9 protein-coding genes and 3 pseudogenes are annotated in these 13,750 nt (G+C 66.3%); 6 read left to right on the plus strand and 6 right to left on the minus strand.

Annotated features, from left to right (window positions below; translation table 11 throughout):
• Window positions 1–47: 47 nt before the first annotated feature.
• From JOF55_RS08890 to JOF55_RS08915, 6 genes are all read right to left on the minus strand, one after another.
• On the minus strand, window positions 48–2,357 hold the full coding sequence (locus JOF55_RS08890) for a thiamine pyrophosphate-binding protein (protein ID WP_374727431.1): 2,310 nt from the start codon (window positions 2,355–2,357) through the stop codon (window positions 48–50).
• A gap of 269 nt (window positions 2,358–2,626) precedes the next feature.
• Window positions 2,627–4,225 (minus strand): acyl-CoA synthetase, encoded by a 1,599-nt coding sequence (locus JOF55_RS08895; protein WP_310272404.1) that lies wholly within the window; start codon window positions 4,223–4,225, stop codon window positions 2,627–2,629.
• Window positions 4,222–4,716 carry a hypothetical protein gene (locus JOF55_RS08900; RefSeq protein ID WP_310272405.1) on the minus strand — a complete coding sequence of 165 codons (495 nt, stop codon included), beginning with the start codon at window positions 4,714–4,716 and terminating at the stop codon, window positions 4,222–4,224. The genes JOF55_RS08895 and JOF55_RS08900 overlap by 4 nt, the downstream gene beginning before the upstream one ends.
• On the minus strand, window positions 4,706–5,563 hold the full coding sequence (locus JOF55_RS08905; RefSeq protein WP_310272407.1) for a fumarylacetoacetate hydrolase family protein: 858 nt from the start codon (window positions 5,561–5,563) through the stop codon (window positions 4,706–4,708). The genes JOF55_RS08900 and JOF55_RS08905 overlap by 11 nt, the downstream gene beginning before the upstream one ends.
• On the minus strand, window positions 5,560–6,447 hold the full coding sequence (locus tag JOF55_RS08910) for an NmrA family NAD(P)-binding protein (RefSeq protein WP_310272409.1): 888 nt from the start codon (window positions 6,445–6,447) through the stop codon (window positions 5,560–5,562). Before JOF55_RS08910 ends, JOF55_RS08905 begins: the two co-directional genes overlap by 4 nt.
• Window positions 6,447–6,935 carry a nuclear transport factor 2 family protein gene (locus JOF55_RS08915; protein ID WP_310272410.1) on the minus strand — a complete coding sequence of 163 codons (489 nt, stop codon included), beginning with the start codon at window positions 6,933–6,935 and terminating at the stop codon, window positions 6,447–6,449. The genes JOF55_RS08910 and JOF55_RS08915 overlap by 1 nt, the downstream gene beginning before the upstream one ends.
• A 598-nt stretch (window positions 6,936–7,533) precedes the next feature.
• Between JOF55_RS08915 and JOF55_RS08920 the strand changes: the two genes are divergently transcribed.
• From JOF55_RS08920 to JOF55_RS24745, 6 genes and pseudogenes are all read left to right on the plus strand, one after another.
• Entirely contained in the window at window positions 7,534–8,250 is a 717-nt protein-coding gene (locus tag JOF55_RS08920; RefSeq protein ID WP_310272412.1) for a GntR family transcriptional regulator, read from the plus strand.
• 217 nt (window positions 8,251–8,467) lie between these two features.
• Window positions 8,468–9,697, plus strand: coding sequence for an IS4 family transposase (locus JOF55_RS08925; protein WP_310272414.1), 1,230 nt, complete (start codon window positions 8,468–8,470; stop codon window positions 9,695–9,697).
• 294 nt (window positions 9,698–9,991) lie between these two features.
• Window positions 9,992–10,999, plus strand: a pseudogene (locus JOF55_RS08930) (IS481 family transposase); the annotation flags it as partial.
• A gap of 28 nt (window positions 11,000–11,027) precedes the next feature.
• A pseudogene (locus JOF55_RS08935) lies at window positions 11,028–11,856 on the plus strand (replication initiator).
• 16 nt (window positions 11,857–11,872) lie between these two features.
• The gene (locus JOF55_RS08940; protein ID WP_310272416.1) at window positions 11,873–12,070 is read left to right on the plus strand and encodes a helix-turn-helix domain-containing protein; all 198 of its coding nucleotides are present in this window, start codon (window positions 11,873–11,875) and stop codon (window positions 12,068–12,070) included.
• Window positions 12,063–13,291: pseudogene (locus tag JOF55_RS24745) on the plus strand (tyrosine-type recombinase/integrase). The gene JOF55_RS08940 and the pseudogene JOF55_RS24745 overlap by 8 nt, the downstream one beginning before the upstream one ends.
• Window positions 13,292–13,750 lie beyond the last annotated feature (459 nt).

Genomic DNA, 13,750 nt, shown 5'->3' on the forward strand with positions numbered 1-13,750 from the left:
CTGGTCACGCCGTTTCCGTCCACACGGCCAGAACCCAATTTCGGCGCCTAACCTGACTCGGCTAGGTCGAGGGCTGCGCGGACGATGGAGTCGGTGTCGATGCCGTGATAGCGGTACACGTCGTCGATGGCGCCGGACTGTCCGAAATGGCTAACCCCGAGGTGGGTGCCGGTGACCTGGTTGATGGTGGGTAGGAGCGCCAGGGTGTGGGGGTGCCCGTCGAGGACGGTGACCATTGGACGGGCCCGCCCATGGGGGAAAGCCTGCTGCAGGATCCAACTGGGGCCCTCGGTGTGGCCGTCGCGGGCGCGTAGCGCGTCGAACAGCAGGCCGGGGCTGGTCACGCAGACCACGTCGACGCCGACACCTGCCTGTTCCAACCGTGCGGCCGCCGCCAGCGCGTCCGGCAGCAATGTGCCCATCGCGGCGATCGTCACCATGGGGTCCTGCGCCCGACGCAGAGGATAGGCTCCTGCCACGACCTGCCGACGGCGGCGTTCCCGTGCGGCCGGGTCCGTCGGCACGGCTGCCAAGGACTGGTCTACCGAACGGGTGGACAGCCGCAGGTAGGCGGAGCTGCCGCCGGGTTGGCCGAGCTGGGCGAGACATGCCAGCAGAGTCCACTCGACGTCGATGGCGAAGGCGGGTTCGTAGCTGACGCAACCGGGCTGTTCCAGCCCGATCGACGGCGTGGTGATCGACTGGTGCGCCCCGCCTTCCGGAGCCAGCGACACACCGGAGGGAGTCCCGATCAGGATCGACTGCCCACCCGCGTAGGTACCGTACGACCATGGTTCCAGAGCCCGTTCGATGAACGGGTCGTACATAACCCCGATCGGCAGTAGCGGCTGGCCCCAGCGGCTCCAGGTCGCGCCGAGCTCACCGAGCAGACCCACCAAGTTGGTCTCGGCAATCCCGAGCTCCACGTGCTGCCCGGAAGGCTGTTCCCGCCAGTGCAACATCGTTTCGGCGTCATCGGCGAACCAGTCCCTGCGTTCGGTCGGGGACCACACGCCGACCTTGTTGACCCACCCGCCGAGGTTGGTGGTCGAGCTGACGTCCGGGCTCACGGTGACCACGCGGCGAGCTGCCTCGGGCGCCTCTCGGGTGAGGTCCAACAGCGTGCGCCCCAGCGCGGCTTGCGTGGCCGCCATACCGTGGGGAGTGCGGCCAATATCCTGGGGCAGCGCCGGAACCGGTGCCTGTGGCATGTCAGGCCGCCGTAGCCGCTCGGCAGTCTCTTCGCACCACCGTCCCGGTGCGCTGTCGGCGTCGAAACGGGCCCACGGTTGATCGAGGTCCATGCCGCATCGCTGTGCCAGCTCCACCATCTGCTCGCCACTGAGCAGCGAGGAATGATTCTGCGGATGCCCCTCGGTGGGCAGGCCGTAGCCCTTGACCGTGTAGGCGAAGATCACGGTCGGGCGGTCGTCGTCGATCGCGGCGAACGTCTCGTCGAGCGCGGCCAGATCATGCCCACCGAGGTCACGGATCGCGGCCAGCAGCGTCGCGTCGTCCAACTCGGCCAGTAGCGCCGCGATCGCGTCGTTGCCGCCCGGCAACCGCTCTCGCAACGCCCCCGCGTCGCAACGCAGCAGCCGCTGATACTCCGGGTTGGACATGAGGTCGATGCGTCGGCGCAGCTCACCACCACCGTCGCGGTCGAACAGCGTACTCAGTAGTGACCCATATTTGAGGGTGATCACTTGCCAACCAGCCGCAGCGAACATGCCCTGCAACCGTCCCGCCGCGATGCCCGGCACCACCCGGTCCAGCGACTGTCGATTCAGGTCCACGATCCAGACGATCTCGCCGAGCTCGGTGACAGTGGGATCGAGAATCGCCTCCCACACCGCACCCTCGTCCAACTCCGCATCGCCAACCAGGGTGTACTGCCGCCCCGTACCGGCATCATCGGCGACGGTGTTGACGTAGCGCCGCGCCAAGGCGCCCCAAATCGGTGCAGTGGCGCCGATGCCGACCGATCCGGTCGAGTAGTCCACCTGGTCCGGGTCCTTCGACCGACTCGGGTAACTCTGCAACCCGCCGAACGCGCGCAACTCGGTCAGATACGACTCGTCCAACCCGCCCAGCAGATAGTTGATCGCATGCAGCACCGGCGACGCATGCGGCTTCACCGACACCCGATCCTGCGGACGCAGCTGCCGGAACCACAGCGACGTCATCAGCGACACCATCGACGCGCACGACGCCTGATGCCCGCCCACCTTCAGCCCGGTCGGGTTCGGCCGCACCCGATTCGCATAGTCCACAATCGCCATCGACAGCCACAGCACCCGCTGCTCGATCTCCACCAGCGCCGCAGGCTCTGCCGGCGCATACTGGTGCCTGGACATCTCCGTCGTCGTACTCATAACACTCCTCAACCGGTACGTCGTACCGCGCGCTCGCAACCGGGGGCGAGCACCTCCTGGTAACCACCGACGCCGGCGGCCTCTACCGCATCGCGGGCCAGAGCCTGGCCGTCCCCGGAGTCGAACGTACAAACACTGTCCTCGTCATGGGCGAGCTTGTCGGCTACCGCCGCACACCGCTACTGCATCGGATTGCTGGCAGCACCCCCTTTTTCCGAGCCAAGCTCGGCGTGTCGGACCAGATACACCGCTCACCAGGCAGACCGCGAGTCCGGATCATGATGATGCCCTTTCGCATGCAGGCGGCTGGTGACGGAGTCTGGAGGCTCCCGGGATGTGGCTGAGGATGATGTGTCCGGAGTGGATGCCGACGAGGACGTTTTGAGCTCTCGTCTGAGGATCTTGCCGGTGGCGTTTTTGGGGAGTTCGCCGACGAAGACGACGTCGCGGGGCTTCTTGAACGAGGCGGTGTGGGCGCGGCAGTGGTCGATGAGGTCCTTCTCGGTGGGGCCTGGCGTGGTGACGACGAACGCGCGGACCGATTCGCCCCATTCCGGGTCGGGGATGCCGACCACAGCGGCTTCACGGACGGCAGGGTGCCCGAGCAGGACCTCCTCGACCTCGCGCGGATAGACGTTGGAGCCGCCGGTGATGATGACGTCCTTGGCTCGGTCTGTGAGGTGCAGATAGCCGTCGGCGAAGCGGCCGATGTCGCCGGTGTGCAGCCAACCGTCGACGAGGGTCGCGGTGGTGGCGGCCGGGTTGTTCCAGTAGCCGGCCATGACGACGTCGCCCCGGACACAGACTTCACCGTCCACACCGTCTGGCATTGGCCGGTCGTCCGCTCCCAGAACTCGGACATCAACGGTGCTGAACGGGCGGCCGCAGGACCCCGGACGGCCGAGTGCCTCGTGCGGTGGCATGACCGTGATCGTCATCGGCGATTCGCCTTGCCCGTACATCTGCACGATGATCGGCCCGAACGCGGCCACGGCCGCGCGCAAGTCCTCGCGGTAAAGAGGTGCGCCGCCGACGACGATGCTGCGCAAGCTGGTGAGGTCCCGGCCGGGAGCTTCGTCGAGCAGGCGGTTGAGCATGGTGGGCGCGAGGAACGCGGCGTGCGTGATCCGGTGCTGTTCGACGAGGTCCAAATAGTCGCCGGCTGAGAAGCGCAGCCCGGGCGCAATCACGTTGGTGGCCCCGCGTGCGGTCGCCGGGAGCAGGTAGAGGCCGCTGCCATGCGTCAGGGGCGCGGCGTGCAGGTAGCGGCTGTCTTCGGCGACCGGGTCGAGGTCCTGGTGGTACGCGGCCGACATGGCCTCGAGATTGCGGTGCGTCAGCACCGCGCCTTTCGGTTTGCCGGTCGTGCCCGAGGTGTAGAACAGCCAGGCTGGGGCTTCGGAGTCCGTGGGCGCCACCGGACTCGGTTCGGCGTGCAGCAGCTCTTCGTAGTCGGCGCCGCCGGTGTCGGAATCGGCCAGATGCAGCACACGAACGTGGTCGGTGACCACGTGGGCGGCCGCCGCCGTTTCGTCCGCGACTACGAGGAGGGTGGCCTCGCTGTCTTCAACGATGTAGCCGACCTCGTCGGGATGCAGGTGCCAGTTCACCGGCACCGCGACGAAGCCGCCGTGGAAGCTGGCCCACAGAAGTTCGACGAGTTCCGGGCGATTGGGCAGGAGCAACACCACTCGGTCACCGCGCTCAACGCCGAGAGCGGCCAGGCCGGAGGCCAGGCGGGCGACGCGGTCGAGGAGCTCCGGGTAGGTGATGACCCGTTGCCGGTACACGATCGCGGCGGCCGTACCGGCCTTGGCCACGCCCGTGTTCAGGAAACGTGCGACGTTCACAAGAGCTCCGAAGTCGAAGGGGACGGCGGGGCAGGCATGGCGAGCCGGTCATCCGGGGCCCGGGCGGCGAAACGGGCGTAGGCCGCGGCGACGGGCGGAATCAGTGCCCGCGCAGCCTCAGAATCCCGGTTATCGTCTCGTTGCCGCAGAATCGCGGCCATGCGCCGCTCGACGGGGACGTCGTCGCCGCGGGCCGCAATCAGGGAGTGAAAGTGCGGGTTGGCTTCACCAAAGGTCAGCACATAGGTCGCCGGGGCACCGGTGATCTCGGTGACCGCGTCCACCAGATCGCGGGTTCGCCGGCCGTAGGTGGCCAGTTCCGGATCGGTGAGCCCGCTGATGCGCAGGGCGTGGCGTCGCACCCGCAGCACGAACCACCCCGGGACATCGAACCCCGGAACGACTTCGCAGGCCCAGAGGTCGTCGCGGAAGACCACTTGGTCCTCATCAGCACTCTCCATCTGACACGGCAGGCAGCGCTCATCGGCCATGGCCCGCTCCCGTGACGACGCGGGTGACCAGTTCGCCCATACCTTCAATGCGGCTGACGAGCTCATCGCCGGGGCGCAGGTAGACGGCCGGTTCCCGACCGAACCCAACGCCGGCCGGCGTGCCGGTGAACAGCACGTCGCCGGGGTTGAGAGTGAGGTGACGCGAGAGGTAAGCGATCAGCGCGGAAACACCGAAGATCAAGTGTTTCGTGTGCGAGTGCTGGACGATCTCGCCGTTGAGCATGCAGATGATCTCCAGGTCGTCCGGGTCGGCCAGTTCGTCCGGTGTTACCAGCCACGGACCGATCGGACCGAAACCCGGCAACGACTTCCCTATCCCGAATTGCTGGGGTGGCGAACCGGCGAACTGCAGGCCGCGGTCGCTGATATCTTGCCCGATCGTCAAACCCGCGACGTACTCCCACGCGTGGACCTCGGCCACGTTCCGGGCGGTTGCGCCGATCACCACGACCAGCTCCACCTCCCAGTCGACGCGATCGCCCGAGAGGATGAGTGCGGCCGACGGGGCGGCGATGCACGAGCTGAACTTGGGAAACACAACCGGCGCCGCCGGGAGGTCGATTGCCGCTTCCGCAGCGTGGTCAGCGTAGTTCACTCCGATCCCGATACTCTGCCCAGGCCGCGGAGCCGGCGCACCAGCCTGTGCCGGCGGTGCGACCGGTGGACCGGCCGGAGTTCGTGCGGCGGCCCAGGAACGGAACTCGGCCCACCGCGGGTAGATGGCCTGCGGATCTGCGGTGAACCTGCCCTCACTGGCGGTGGCGACATCGACGAGTTCGATACCTTCCTGCAAGCACAGTCGGCCCGCGTCGCTCGTCAGCCTCATCGGCTACCCGCCGCGGCGGTCGCGAGCAGCGTGTCCCGATGTTCGTGCAGGTAGTCCTCCACAGTACGCGGAGGCTTCCCAAGCACACGCTCGACGTCGCCGGCGACGAACTCCGACTGGCCGTTGCGGAAGATTTGGTACATCTCCTCGAAGTGCTCGGCTTCCCAGCCCGCCATGCCGCGGGTGAGGAGGTTCTCCCGCACGTCGGCCGGAGTGATCTCGGTGGGGCCAACGTCCCGCCCGGTCTCCTCCGACACCCAGGCGGCGATTTCGGCGAAGGTCACCGACCGCGGTCCGGTGAGGACCAGCGTTTCGTTTTGCCAGGAAGAGTCGAGCAGGACCTCGGCGCAGACCTCACCGACGTCCCGGCCATCGATGAGGCTGATCCCCGCGGAGCCGATGGCGTTGGGAATGGACCCGGTCGCCTGGACCGCGGGGAGCATGATGCCGCCGATCAAGGTCTGCATGAACGCGTTGGGCCGAATCACTGTCCAGGGCTGGCCGCTGGCGGCGAGGACCTGTTCGATCTCCCAGTGCTGTCGGCAGGTGTACGGGCCGTCCGGGTTGATCGCTGAACTGGTTCCGGACAATTTCACGATCCTCGGCCCGAGGCGACGCAGAGCACGGATTACGCGCAACTGCAAGTCCGTCATGTCATGAGAGTGTTCGCTCAGCAGGAACACCGTCTCGGCACCGTGGGCGGCGCTGGCGATGGTCTCGTCGTCACCAGGGTCGCCCTCGCGAACATCGACATCGGCACCCAGAACACCGCGAGCCCTAGCTGCATCACGGGCCAGCACACGGATTTCGGCGTCGCGGGCGCGCAGACCGGCGACCACGTGCGGCCCGATGGTCCCGGTTGCGCCCAGAAGCAGGATGGTCATCAGTGAAACTCCTCGACGGTCGCCGTGGCTGGGATGTCGTCTCGGACCCGAACGGTGTCGTCGGCACGACGCCAGATCTCGTATCCGTTCTCGCGGCAGATCTTCCCGTCCCGGCACTGGAAGGCATGCACCAGCCGGATGCTGCAGCGAGTTCCGGCCGGGAACGGGCAGTTGCGGAATCCGTCGGTGAGGAGTGTGACCTCGAAGATGCTGTCGTCGAACACCCACTCCTCGTTGGCGAAGCGGTGCAGGTTCGTAATCTTGTGCACCTTCATGGCTTCGAAGATCTTCAGGTACTCCTGCTTGACCGTTTCCCGGTCACGCAGCACAAGACCACGAGCGGGTACTTCCCAGACGATGTCGTCGGTGTAGACGCCGATCGCCTTGTCGATTCCCTCCGGGTTTTCGTTGTGGAAGTGCACATCCACGGCGGCGAGATTGCGCTCGATGATCTGCTCGCGGCTCAGTTCGTCGGTCTGCGGGGACATCTTGCTCCTTTCCGGTGCTGGGCTGTGCTGGATTGTCAAACGGAGGACCGACTGTCCTCAGTGCTCGGCGGTGGCCGGTACGGAACACCTGCGATCGCATCGCGCCGCACTGCCGTGTCGATGTACTGCTGCAGCCATCCACGACCTGATCCCCGCGGATATGCAGGTGGCGTCCGTCCTTCTTCACGCAGTCGCCGACCGCGAAGACGTCGCGCGCGGCGTTGCGACTGGCGTGGTGCACAACGGCGGCGACCGGGTCCAGAACCGGAGTCATCGACACGTCGACGGTCTTGATGAGCACGGGGCGGCCTGCTTCGCCGGCGAAGTCTCCCGCGAGCGGTTCCCTCGACACGTTGGAACCACCGCGAATGAGCACCCGGCGTTGAGGCATCGTTGCCCGCCTTCCACAAGTATTTCTCGATACGATATACGATAGCTTGTGTGCTGAGCCTGACACACAGTAGGGGCTTGAGCAAGGCCCATCGCATATGGGCGCTTAAATGTCCGGAACTCGGAACTTGGCAGGAACTCGACTACCGAGAGTAAACGAGCTAGGATATAGCGGATACGACAATGTCGTTTGCCTCAGGAGGTTCACGTGGCCGATCGAGCGTTCCAGCCGGTGACCGGACATCAGGTCTCGGCGGTCGACCTGGTCACCGTCGAGGTCCGGCAATCGATTCTGCGTGGCACCCTCGCCCCGGGTGAACGCTTCTCGGTGGCCAAGCTCGCCCGACAGATGAACCTCAGCCACATCCCGGTCCGCGAAGCGCTGCGCCGGCTCGAGGGCCAAGGGCTCATCAACCTCAGCCACGCGCGCAGTGCCGTTGTTGTGCCCTTATCCGTCGCTGACCTCGAAGGAATCTACGGTCTGCGCAAGATGATCGAACCCGAACTCGCGGCCCGCGCGGCAGTCCTCGGTTCGGCCGAGCACTGCCGCACCCTTCGCGAATTGATCGACAAGTTCGAGGACGACGATCCGGAAACGGCCTGGCAGGCACACCAACAGTTCCATCGCAAGCTTGTCGAACCTGCAGCCTCTGCATGGGACTTGCGCACCCTCGAACAGCTGTGGGCGGCCGCGGAGCGCTATACGCGGCTGGTGTACGACTTCACCGCGATTACCACCAGTGAGCAGTCTCGCCGTGAACACGTGCACATCACGATCCTCGACGCAGTCCGTGCGCACGACTCGGTGGCCACACGAAGGGCAGTCGCCGCCCACCTAGCAGAGAACGAATCCGAGATGGTCGATCGGATCTCCCGCTTGGAGTCTGCGCCCAACGGCGAGCACGGCCAGGGGCGCACCGCTTGACGCGGGCACCGATTAACGGCGCCGGCCCCTGCCGACTCGCGCAGATGGACGAATGGAAGTGCTGTTGACCACAACTTCCTGCTCCAAGGCGCGGTCAGCGGCCGGGAACAGGCCGGTGCGCCCAGCCGAGCGGCGAAACCGGACGTAGGCGCCCAGCCGGACTGCCCTAGGCGCAATACCGCTGATTTAGGTTGGGTGTGGCTGGTAGTGTGTGTTCATGCCCAGGCCTGGTCAGGTGACGTCGTCGTCGCGGGAGCGGTTGCCGGATCGGATTGCGATTGGGGTGCTCACGCGGGCGTTTCCGCCGGAGTTGGTGGACGAGGTGCTGGCTGCCACGGGGCGGGTGGAGCAGCGCAAACGGCTGTTGCCGGCGCGGGTGGTGGTGTATTTCGTGCTGGCGATGTGCCTGTTTCGTCAGGAAGGCTATGAAGAGGTCACCCGGCTGTTGACCAACGGATTGGCCTGGGCACGGCACTGGCGGGCGCAGTGGCAGGTACCCACCACGGCCGCGCTGTCGCGAGCCCGGGCCCGGCTGGGTGCCGAGCCGGTGGCCGCGTTGTTCGAGCGGGTGGCTACTCCGGTGGCTACCGCGGCCACGGCGGGGGCGTGGTATCGCGGCCACCGACTGGTTGCCGTGGACGGCACCACGTTCGATCTGGCCGACACTCCGGCCAACGGGGACTACTTCGGTCGGCCGGGCAGTTCCCGCGGCGACGGAGTGAGTGCCTATCCGCAGGCCCGCGTGGTCGCGCTGGCCGAGTGCGGCACGCACGCGATCTTCGCCGCCACGTCGGCGCCGCTGACGACGACCGAGTCCAAACTGGTCCCGAAGTTGTGGCCCGCCCTGGCACCGGACATGCTGCTGCTGGCCGACCGGGCCTTGTTGAGCTTCGGCGCCTGGCGGGCCACCACAGCCACCGGGGCCGACCTGCTGTGGCGAGCCCGGTCCAGCGCGGTGCTGCCCGTAACCCGCCAGTTCGACGACGGCTCGTATCTGTCCGAAATCGTGGCCGCCCGGGACAAAAACCGGCGGGCCGACCCGGCCACCGTGCGGGTGGTCGAGTTCACCCTCGGCGAGGCCGCGACGGTCTACCGGCTGGTGACCAGCCTGCTCGACCCGGAGCAGGCTCCCGCTGCCGAACTGGCCGCCCTGTATGCCCAACGGTGGGAGATCGAAACCGCCCTGGACGAACTCAAAACCCACCAAGGCGGGCCCAACCTGATCCTGCGCTCGCAACACCCCGACGGGGTCGAACAGGAACTCTACGGTTTCCTACTGACCCACCACGCCCTGCGCGGCCTGATGCACGACACCGCCGCCAGCGCCGAGACCGATCCCGACCGGATCTCGTTTCTGCGCACACTGCGCGTCGTCCGCCGCCAGGTCACCGACCAGGCGGCTTTTTCCCCCGAACCGCCTGATGCGAGCACTACGGTGCACCCGTAAGGAACTGCTACGTCATCCGCTGCCGCCCCGCCGACGTCGTTCCAACCCCCGCGTGGTCAAACGCAAAATGGCCAACTGGCACCTCAAACGCGCCCACCACCGAGACCCACCCCCACCCAACATCACGATCACCATCGTCACCGCCACCAAACCGGCTCCACAACGCCGAAAACCACCAAAGTAAGCGGTATTGCATCTAGGTGTACTGGCCACGGAGGTTGTGAACGGGCGACACGCCAGGGAATGGTCTTGGAGTAAGGGAGGACCTCCGGGTTCGGTGTGGATCACCACAATCTGCACCGAACGCTCTGGAGGTCCTCGTGTGTCACCGCAGGCGCCCCGTTGACCGAGACTGGCAGGCTGCGGCTGGCCCGGTGTGTCGTCGACGACGGCTGGCCGCTGGCCCGGGCCGCGGAGCGATTCCAGGTCGCGGTCGGTACGGCCAAGCGGTGGGCGGATCGCTATCGTGCCCACGGCGAGGCGGGCATGGTCGACCGTTCCAGTCGCCCCCGCACCAGTCCGCGGCGCACGCCAACGCGGACCGAGCGGCGCATCATCAAAGTCCGCGTGCTGCGCCGGTGGGGTCCGGCCCGCATCGCCGGATTCCTCGGGTTGGTGGTCTCCACGGTGCACCGAGTGCTGACCCGCTACGGGGTGGCCCGGCTGCGTGCGCTGGACCGCGCCACCGGCCGGGTCATCCGCCGCTATGAGCGGGCTGCGCCGGGCGAGCTGGTGCACGTCGATGTCAAAAAACTCGGCAACATTCCCGACGGCGGCGGGCACAAGATCCACGGGCGGGCCGTGGGCACGCGCTACAGTCAGCGCACGAGCAGCACCCAGCGCCGAGACGGCAAACCCGTGCTCGGCTACGGCTACCTGCACAACGCCGTCGACGACCACAGCAGGCTGGCCTACAGCGAGATCCTGGCGGATGAAACCAAAGACACCGCCGCCGCATTCTGGGGCCGCGCCGCTGCGTGGTTTCGTGCCCAAGGCATCACCGACATCCAGCGGGTCCTGACCGATAACGGCCCCTGTTACCGCTCACACGCCTGGCGCGCAGCGGTGGCCGCCACCGCGTCGCGCCACCTGCGCACCCGCGCCTACCGGCCACAGACCAACGGCAAGGTCGAGCGTTTCAACCGCATCCTGCTCGACGAGTGGGCCTACGCCGAGGCCTACACCAGCGAAACCGCCCGACGCGCCGCACTGCCCGGTTTCCTGCACTGGTACAACCATCACCGACACCACACCAGCATCGGCGGCCCACCCACCCACCGCATTCCCAACCTCTCAGGACAGAACACCAGCCAAGGACTACGCTACGAAGCTGCGCGTCTCGTATGCCAAGGTCGCCGAGTTCCAAACGCGCGGGGTGGTGCACTTCCACGCCCTGATCCGCCTCGACGGCGTCGATCCCCACGACCCGGCCGCCATCGTGCCCCCGGATCCACGGGTGCACCCGGCCACCTTCGAGCACACCATCCGCCAAGCGGCAGCCTCGACCAGCTTTCACACCCCCGCGCACCCGGATCAGCCCGAGGGCTGGCCGATGAGCTGGGGAGACCGCTCCATCGATACCCGCCAGGTCAAACTCACCGTGCGCGACACCGACGACAATGGCGCCCTCACCGACGGCGCGGTCGCGGGTTATTTGGCCAAGTACGCCACCAAGGCCACCGAGGACACCGGCCACGTCTCCCGCCGCCTGACGCACGAAACCGTGGGCTATCACGCCGACATGCACCCACCCCGGCCGGCTCATCGCCGCCTGCTGGTACCTCGGCCAACTCCCCGACGGGCTCGCCTACCTCGATGACGACGTGACCGAGCGCATCACCTTCCAACACCACTGGGCACGGCTGCACCGCTGGGCACACCAACTCGGCTTCGGCGGACACTTCTCCACCAAATCCCGCCGCTACTCCACCACCCTCGGTGCACTCCGCGCCGCCCGCCGGAACTGGAACCGTCCCGAATCTGAGGAATCGCCCACCGAGGCCGTCGAGCCCGGCGACGAGCCCGACATCCTCACCCTCGGACAGCTGCACTTCGCCGGAATCGGCTGGCACACCAGCGCAGACGCCCAACTCGCCAACACCGCAGCTGCCCAAGCCCGCGAGCGACGCCAAGCCGCCCACGAAGAGATGACCCAGTAACCGCAAAGGAAAGGAAGTGTCCGCAGTGGAAACCAAGCTCCTGTACCGCGTGGAAGAGGTCGCCAAGCTCCTCGACGTGGTCCGCACGGCGGTCTTCGATCTGATCCGATCGGGTGAGCTGGCCTCGGTCAAGATCGGCGGTGCTCGTCGCATCCCGCGTCAGGCCGTGGACAACTACATCAACCACCTGTTGGAAGAGGTGCCTGATGGCTGAGGACAAGCGCAAGGGTAGGAAGCGCTCGAACGGACAAGGCTCGGTATATCAGCGCAAGGACGGCATGTGGGTCGGTGCTGCCTACGTACTGACCACAACCGGGCATCGCAAGCGGATCACGGTCTCGGGCAAGACCAAAGCGATTGTGGATCGCAAGCTCCGGGAGGCGATTACCCGATCGGATCGGGGTGTGCCGGTCGCGGCGGAATCCTGGACGCTCGGCCAATACCTCGAGTACTGGTTGGAGAACGTCGTCCGGATGCGCCGTCCCAAGACCTACCAGGGGTATGAGGGCGTGGTTCGGCGTTACCTCATGCCCGGTCTGGGCAAGAAGAAGTTGGTTCAGCTTAAAGCCCCTGAGGTCAAGGCCTTCTTCACTCGCCTGGAGTCCGACTGCCGGTGCTGCTCGGACGGCATCGACGCCGCACGAACACCGAAAAATCAGCGATGCTGTGCCCTCGGCCAGTGCTGTGGCAAACGATTGTCAGTGCGCACGGTCCAGTTCGTCCATGCAGTGCTGCGCAACGCGCTACAGCAGGGGCCATGCGCGAGGAACTGATCATGCGCAACGTGGCCACGCTGGTACAGGTCAAAACGCCCAAGTATCGAATCAACCGGGGCTTGGAACTCGAAGACGCCAAGAAGCTCCTCCGGGAGTCCCAGAACGACCGCTTGCACGCCCTGTACGTGCTGGCGCTTTACCTTGGCATGCGCCGCGCAGAACTGCTCGGCCTGCGATGGAGTGATGTCGATCTCGAAGAGGGCACGCTACAGATCATCCAGACCTTGCAGCGGGTCAAGGGCGAACTTCAGTTCGTCCCCACCAAGACCGAGACCTCGGAGCGCACCGTCCCTCTTCCGGGTATTTGTGTTCGAGCTCTGGTAACCCATCTCGCTCAGCAACAACGGGAACAGGCAGAGGCCACGGCCTGGATGGACTCCGGGCTCGTGTTCACCAGCACGATCGGGACACCGATCGAGCCGGACAACCTCCGCCGAAGCTGGCACGTGCTCCGCAAGGCCATCGGGCATCCGGAAACCCGATTTCACGACCTCCGGCACTCGTGCGTGAGCCTGCTGCTCGACATCGGAGTACCGCCGCACATCGTGGCTCGGATCGTCGGGCACTCGGATACGCGCGTGACGATGGGCATCTACGCCCATGCCTCGGTGGAGGAACAGCGAGAGGCCCTTGCCAAGCTGGAGGACCATCTTGAATGAGCCGGTTGCTACAGCCGTTGCTACAGCAGCACTCCCCGGTGGATCTTCCACCGGGGATTTTCCCTGCTTACCTGTGGAGCCGCTGAGGGGACTCGAACCCCTGACCTTCCGCTTACAAGTTCCCGGGTAGTCAGTTCACCGTGGGCCGTTCAGGTCCGTTCGTGCTGGTCATCGGTATGGCTGGAACATTGGTGAACGGGTCCGTACTGGAGTGGACTGAGACCCGAACTGAGACCCCGAGGAGACAGGGAACCGGTACGGGAATCACACGTCGGTAAGGGAATTTTCCCTGTCCGGTTCCCTGGGCCGACTCCCTCGGGATGAGCTGCGGCAACACCCCGGACAGGGAACGAGGGAAGGCAGGGAACCACCCCGGTGCGGGGCCTGCCAGCCAGGGGCGCACATCCCGACGAGGCACTCCCTCCCTCACAGCGCGCAGCAAGTGAAGTTCCCGAAGGG

The sequence above is a fragment of the Haloactinomyces albus genome (genome assembly GCF_031458135.1).
Taxonomy (GTDB): domain Bacteria; phylum Actinomycetota; class Actinomycetes; order Mycobacteriales; family Pseudonocardiaceae; genus Haloactinomyces; species Haloactinomyces albus.

Bases quoted from the DNA above. Each gene is read 5' to 3' on its own strand.
- JOF55_RS08925 (WP_310272414.1), top strand. From the start codon at position 8,468: ATGCCCAGGCCTGGTCAGGTGACGTCGTCGTCGCGGGAGCGGTTGCCG.
- JOF55_RS08910 (WP_310272409.1), bottom strand. From the start codon at position 6,447: ATGACCATCCTGCTTCTGGGCGCAACCGGGACCATCGGGCCGCACGTG.
- JOF55_RS08915 (WP_310272410.1), bottom strand. From the start codon at position 6,935: ATGTCCCCGCAGACCGACGAACTGAGCCGCGAGCAGATCATCGAGCGC.
- JOF55_RS08900 (WP_310272405.1), bottom strand. From the start codon at position 4,716: ATGGCCGATGAGCGCTGCCTGCCGTGTCAGATGGAGAGTGCTGATGAG.
- JOF55_RS08890 (WP_374727431.1), bottom strand. From the start codon at position 2,357: ATGTCCAGGCACCAGTATGCGCCGGCAGAGCCTGCGGCGCTGGTGGAG.
- JOF55_RS08905 (WP_310272407.1), bottom strand. From the start codon at position 5,563: ATGAGGCTGACGAGCGACGCGGGCCGACTGTGCTTGCAGGAAGGTATC.